The 5,955-nt window shown below is 41.9% G+C and carries 9 protein-coding genes and 1 pseudogene; 6 read left to right on the top strand and 4 right to left on the bottom strand.

Features of this window, described 5'->3' with window-relative positions; all coding sequences use genetic code 11:
- The 4 genes and pseudogenes from BQ7483_RS17805 to BQ7483_RS00180 all read left to right on the top strand — a co-directional run.
- Positions 1-308: pseudogene (locus BQ7483_RS17805) on the top strand (replication initiation protein); the annotation flags it as partial.
- A gap of 35 nt (positions 309-343) precedes the next feature.
- Positions 344-529: a hypothetical protein gene (locus BQ7483_RS00190; RefSeq protein ID WP_008782590.1), complete on the top strand. Its 186-nt coding sequence runs from the start codon at positions 344-346 to the stop codon at positions 527-529.
- 67 nt (positions 530-596) lie between these two features.
- Positions 597-1,106 carry a hypothetical protein gene (locus tag BQ7483_RS00185; RefSeq protein ID WP_008782589.1) on the top strand — a complete coding sequence of 170 codons (510 nt, stop codon included), beginning with the start codon at positions 597-599 and terminating at the stop codon, positions 1,104-1,106.
- Between the two features lie 5 nt (positions 1,107-1,111).
- Entirely contained in the window at positions 1,112-1,669 is a 558-nt protein-coding gene (locus BQ7483_RS00180; RefSeq protein WP_072544401.1) for a hypothetical protein, read from the top strand.
- Positions 1,670-1,724: 55 nt separating this feature from the next.
- Here the strand turns inward: BQ7483_RS00180 and BQ7483_RS00175 are convergent, their stop codons facing one another.
- Positions 1,725-2,624: a DUF5712 family protein gene (locus BQ7483_RS00175; protein WP_008782596.1), complete on the bottom strand. Its 900-nt coding sequence runs from the start codon at positions 2,622-2,624 to the stop codon at positions 1,725-1,727.
- On the bottom strand, positions 2,621-3,223 hold the full coding sequence (locus BQ7483_RS00170; RefSeq protein ID WP_008782595.1) for a BfmA/BtgA family mobilization protein: 603 nt from the start codon (positions 3,221-3,223) through the stop codon (positions 2,621-2,623). The genes BQ7483_RS00175 and BQ7483_RS00170 overlap by 4 nt, the downstream gene beginning before the upstream one ends.
- A 491-nt stretch (positions 3,224-3,714) precedes the next feature.
- On the opposite strand from BQ7483_RS00170, the gene BQ7483_RS00165 reads away from it, so the two are divergent.
- A complete protein-coding gene (locus tag BQ7483_RS00165) occupies positions 3,715-4,029 on the top strand; it encodes a hypothetical protein (RefSeq protein WP_008782594.1) in 315 nt (104 codons plus the stop codon).
- A 73-nt stretch (positions 4,030-4,102) separates the two neighbouring features.
- On the opposite strand, the gene BQ7483_RS00160 is transcribed toward BQ7483_RS00165, so the two are convergent.
- Positions 4,103-4,381, bottom strand: coding sequence for a type II toxin-antitoxin system YafQ family toxin (locus BQ7483_RS00160; protein ID WP_008782593.1), 279 nt, complete (start codon positions 4,379-4,381; stop codon positions 4,103-4,105).
- On the bottom strand, positions 4,378-4,626 hold the full coding sequence (locus tag BQ7483_RS00155) for a toxin-antitoxin system protein (protein ID WP_008782592.1): 249 nt from the start codon (positions 4,624-4,626) through the stop codon (positions 4,378-4,380). Before BQ7483_RS00155 ends, BQ7483_RS00160 begins: the two co-directional genes overlap by 4 nt.
- Before the next feature lie 478 nt (positions 4,627-5,104).
- Between BQ7483_RS00155 and BQ7483_RS00150 the strand changes: the two genes are divergently transcribed.
- A partial coding sequence (locus tag BQ7483_RS00150) for a replication initiation protein (protein WP_072544400.1) occupies positions 5,105-5,955 on the top strand: 851 nt, incomplete at its 3' end.

Genomic DNA, 5,955 nt, shown 5'->3' with positions numbered 1-5,955 from the left:
TAAAGGGCAGGAAGCCCAAAGCTGACACGGTTATTTTCACTATCAACACCCTGCATCCTCGTGAAGAAGGTGGAGAGCAGTACGAACAATATTCGTTTGTTTACAGATGGGTAAGCAGCGCAATGGATCACCCAACCAACGACAGGGCAGTCAAAGCTGTGGATAAGATAGCTGAACTCGGCAGACTTAAAAACGTGTACGAAAGGTGCTGTTACTACGATGACAAGGTATGTGCAGGGGATATGGTAAGAAAGCACGCTGAAAATTCACTGCTCAAAATGCTAAGAGAAGAGTTCGGTATAAAATAATTTGATTTTGTGACACAATCAAAAAAACCAAAGATATGAAAGAAGGAGATTTGATATTGGTATCTGCTGAAGCCACAGGCTTAGGGGAGCCAATGGAGGCCGTTATAGACAAGATTGAAACATTCATGGGACAAACCCTTGTAACAGTCACTTACACGCAACCAGACGCCTTATCCGGCTTCGGTGGTTGTTTTGTAGATACACACATAACAAAGCAATAATATATTTTTTGTAGAAAGTGTATATTGATAAATATATTCTTTATATTTTTGCACATAAATCATTGATATGCAAGAAAAAGCAAATATACAGACATCAACTCTAAGAGTACCTAAAAACATACTCGAAGAAATAAAAATATATTGCCGAAAAGCCGGAAAGCCTGTCGGTGAATGGGTTGAAACAGCCTGGAAATTCATAGAGAAGAATGACTTTGACATCTATGACAAGGAAACAACACCATTTCTTCCTGTTCCTCCAGACATCGAGAAGGAAAGGAACCAGGTAGAAGCCTTGTGTATGCTCATGAGTGAATTTATAACGGCACAGAAGCAGATACAGCTTCTGGCTCCAGAACTTATCGCAAAGACAGCTGAAGAAAAGGTACGTGCTGAAATGAAGTCTGAAGAACAGACTAAAGAACTCAAGGTCCTTCAGGAAGAAAACGACCGATTACGTAACGAAATCAAAGTTCTTCAGGAGTATAAGGAAAAAGCATACCGGGAACTTTGCCGGGTACGTGATGAACAGAAAACTTTTGGAAAAATAAGAGTTAATACAGAACTATTAATAAAATAACATTTATGAAGAAATTATTTATTTTGATTTTAGTATCATTTATAACTACCATATCCGTAGCCCAGAGTCGTTATCGTGGTTTTGTCAATACCGGTTATTCATTTGGCAGCGGTGAGTATGGTTTCAGTCAATGGCATATCAACACTGTCCATGGCGTAGATCTCTTTCATAACAATCTTTTCATTGGAGGAGGTATAGGGTTGGGTATTTCAACAGAAAGCGACATACTTAAAACATACAGTCTGCCTGTTTTCGCAGATGTACGTTATACACTTTGTAACTTAAAAGTTAAGCCATACATAGATATGAAAATCGGATACTCTGAACTTTTTGAAGAAGAACATGATGGTGGAGGTTATAAAAGTGGAGGTTTTTATATTTCCCCCTCTGCCGGAATATCACTGCCTGTCACAAAAAAGACTTCAATTCATGTTGGTATAGGATATACGTATAACCAGGCAAAATATGAATTCTCTTATATACCGGGAATTGGCTCCATGGGTAGGAATAATAAAAGATTTAATGCTGGTGGGTTGACTTTATCCGTTGGGGTTTCTTTTTAGAACCAAACTTAAATACAGGGGACAAACATCCCTCACGCAAGCATGTATCTGTAATTTACATACCCATTCCAAAACCCCGACTTCTTTTCCTGGGCTGGTCGAGTTCTTCCTCCAGCTGCTTCTTCCGCTGTGGTGCCTGGTTGATTTCCGGAACTTGGGAAATACTGTTTCCCTGTTGTTGGCTCTCTTCCCGGCCTTGTTCCTGGTGCGGTTCCTGAAGATCCCGGCTCCATTCGGCTTTCATCTTTTCAAGCCGTTCATGGTTCACACGTTCCGCCCATTCCTTCTTCTGGAAGATTTCTTTCGGACTTCCGTTCTTCATGGTATTGAGATAGTCAAAGGTCTGTTCTGGAGCCCGGTCATACCCTGTGCGCTTGTCAAATGAGGTTTCACACTTTCGGAAAAAATCTGTTCTGTCGAAACCGCCCTTCACGTTTCCGCAGTTCTTCTTCCCGGTGTGGTTGGTCTTTGGGCTTAGCTTCCTGGTGTTGCTCCTGTCCTTCCGGCTTACGATGATATGTGCGTGCATGTCGTACCGGTCGGCTCCCTTCCTCTCGAAATGGATCTTTCCGTAATACTCGATATCCTCTTTGTTCAAGCCTTTTCCGAACCCTTCCGCATAGTGCTGCATCACATCATCACGCACATACTTTCTCATGGCTTCAGCCTGTTCCTTCTCTGTCTTGCCCATTTTCTCCAGCTCCCGGCTGGAAGGGCTTACCGTGATCACATAGAATTTCGCATCGTTCCGGCTTAATTTTGCCTTGTTGTTGTCTATCTTGAAGGTTACTTCCTGTGCGCTTATGTAGTCACGAGAATTATTGAAAAACGGCTGTACTTCCCGGCCGTTCTTCATGCGCTCCAGATCCTCATGCTGGAGATAGGTCGTTACTCCTGTGCAGCTCCCTGTATTGGCATAAGTTCCGGAACCGCCACCCTGAATCTTTATGTTCATAGCCCCCTCCTGTCCTTTTCCTTCTTATAGACCTTGTTTATGTCATCGAGCAGCCCGGTCTTTCCTTTTGCATCGAGGAAGGAAACGATATGTTGCATGGCTTTGAGTTGTGCCGTTTCGCTGGCTTCTATCCGCTTGAAGATAATCTCCTGGTTCTTCCTGATAGTTGAATCTGCATCCCGCACCGCTTTTTCTGCCCTGCCTATAGCCTTGCCGTTGTTGTCTGAACTGTTGATTATCCCGGCAAGCAGCTCCTTGTTGTCCTTCAGGAACCGCCTGAACTTTTCTTCCGAAAGTAAGGATGAAAGGCTTATGGTTATCTGTGTGCTGGCTCCGGCCAGAGCTTCACAAGCCGGACGCACAAGATCCGTTTCCTGTTTCTTCAGGAATGCGAACACCTGGTCCATGCGCTTGATAAGCTTCTGCATTTCCTGTGCCGGACTTTCATGCTCGACCGGGTTTATACCGTACTTCTCAAAGTAGTTTATGGCATGAGTAATAAACTCCATTTTTGACACACTGTTTGCCTTGGCCAGACGGTCAAGTTTAGCAAAAGTAGTACGTTCTACCGCTACCGTTGTTTTGCTGTCTTTTTCCATGATATTATAAGGCTTATTATAACAAATTAATATGCTAACTAATTGGTTTACAAGATAGTATATTTATTCGTTATAACCAAATTATATTAGTATAATTTTCTAAATAGCTGATTTACAGCTAAAAACCCCGTAGGGCAAGAGGAAAAAACAGGGCTTGCCCGGTTTCCTCTTGCTGTTCTATCGAACACCCTCCCCAGCGCGAAATCAGCAAAGGGGACGGGGAGAGATAGAACCTATCCCACACACGTGAACACACACGAAAACCGCACACCCGGTACACAACAGAATTACCCAACAAAACCGCACAACAGAACATGTCCGGAACACCACAAAAAACTCATCGGTCGGGGAGCGCCGCACGGCAAGGGGGTGTACCAACACTCCCGACGAGTGCAGCCGTTTGCAGTGCAAATCAGTGTGCGGTTTTACTTGGATATCCGATATAAAATACCTAACTTTGATTCCGTAACGAAATCAAACAAAACAGACCTATGGAAAAGGAACCAGGGAAAAAGACCGGGAAAGGTGGAGCCAGAGAAGGTTCCGGAAGAAAGGCCGTGTCCGGCATGTACACCAAGACCATGAGAGTGCCTACAGTAATGGAAGAAGAAGTACTCTGCCTGATCGACATGTATTCGAACTGGCTGAAGTCCGGGAAAATGGAAAAGGGTATGGCAAGGCGCACCACTCCGGAACAGAGAAAAAGAGCTATCCGGTCAATACAGGAGATACTCGAGTATGAGAAGCAGAGCCAGAAAGTACACAAACAGGAAGAAGAGGACAAACGGCAGCTGTCCTTGTTCTGAACAAAAGCATAAAACAAAAGTCATCAGAACTTATTTTGTTTTGAAGTTCTGCTGACTTTCTAAAATGGTTTTGTTATTTCTTCTTCTTTCCAAACAATTCTGAATGACTGCCAAGCCTAACCAGCTTTACGACTTCATCATCAATCCATATCAAAAGAAAATCATTTTCTACGTGACATTCCATGTGACCTGCATAATCACCTGAAAGCATATGAGGTTTAAACTCTTTTGGAACATCCTCACAACGTTCCAGGAATCCTACAATTTCATAAAGTTTTTCCAGTTTGGTATTATCATTCCTGTACCGTTTCAGGTCTTTCCGGAACTGGCCACCAGTCTTAACCTCTCTCATTCACTACAGGATTTTATAAAGTTCTCGAAGCTGCTTGTATCAACTTTCTTCAGGTTTTTCCCGGCACGAGCTTCTTCTATGGCCGCTTTGGTCTCTTCGTTTGGTTCTGTGTACATGGCATCCATAAGAAGACATTCTACGAAGTTGTTTAAGCTCCGATGTTCACGTTTGGCAGCACTCTTCAGCATGTCCAGAAGGTTGCTGTCAAGTCTGAATGCAGTTAGTTTCTTTATTGCTACTTCCATATTGTTATACTTTTTATTGCAAATGTATAACAATATATATCAAAAGCAAAGAAAATAAACACAAAATTACTAATATATACATTTTTTAACGCGCCAGAAAATTTGCCTATCCAAACCCACCTAACTCCCTAAAGGGAGGGTTCTCTTTTTCTCCTTCTTTGTGCGGTTTTTCAGAGAGGCAAGCTAGGTCACTTTCACCCTAAAATCCGCTTTCTTGTTAGAATGTCTTTGCAGAATATCTTGTAAGAATGTGTTTTTTTAATTACAAAACACTATATTTCAATGTATTACAAATAAAACAAACGTATCAAAACCGACCAAATTACTAAAACAAACGTATCAAAACCGACCAAATTACTAAAATCCCCCCTACCAAAAACCGACCAAATTACTAAAGTATAATATAAAAACAGAAAATCTTTTTGTTATTTCGGTTTTTATATGTAGTTTCGCAAAGTAACCTCAAAAAAGCAGTCTTATGGACAAACTATTTATCCCAATAACACCACCAACAGAAGAAGAGATCATGCTTATACAGCCCAATAACGTAACATTCGGGCAGTATAATATTTCAGAATGGCAAGAAAACCTGCTTACCCTTATCAGTGACAAGCTGCAAAAGCATATGACAAGGGAAGAAGAACTGCCACGTGATTTGTTTAATATGCCCTATGTTACTATCCGATGCGATGAAGCAGGCGGACAAAACAACAAAACAAAGGTCATAAAAGAAGCGACCGACATGTTAAGCAAAAGGTTTTCTTTCCGTTGGAAGCACCCCAAAATAGACAAAGAGGTTGAAACGATTGGTGGTTCTATCCTCATTGCTATACACAACATAAAGGGAACAAACCAAATAATGCTTACCCTTAATCCTTGGGCTATTCCGTTCTTAGTCTATTACGGTGTTGGTGTAGGTGGTACAAGGTATTCCAAAGGACTTGCGCTTGGGCTTCGTGGTAACTACACAAAAAGGCTGTATAAGATAATTTGCAGCCAAAGAGACAGAAAGGAGTATTACTACTCCATACAGCAGTTAAGGAAAGATTTAGAAATACCAGAAAAGCACTCAAACAATGACATAGACAGAAAAATCCTTAAACCAGCAAAAGAACGTATCAAGGAAAGTGGCTCTGATGTATGGTTTGATTATAAGCTGTTCTGCAAATACCCTGTAAAGGGCAGGAAGCCCAAAGCTGACACGGTTATTTTCACTATCAACACCCTGCATCCTCGTGAAGAAGGTGGAGAGCAGTACGAACAATATTCGTTTGTTTACAGATGGGTAAGCAGCGCAATGGATCACCCAACCAACGACAGGGCAGTCAA

Origin of the sequence: Mediterranea massiliensis (assembly GCF_900128475.1) — a bacterium.
In the GTDB taxonomy this organism is placed as follows: Bacteria; Bacteroidota; Bacteroidia; order Bacteroidales; family Bacteroidaceae; genus Bacteroides; species Bacteroides massiliensis_E.
The sequence above is the reverse complement of the archived record's forward strand: the minus strand, read 5'-3'. Positions and strand labels throughout refer to the sequence as shown.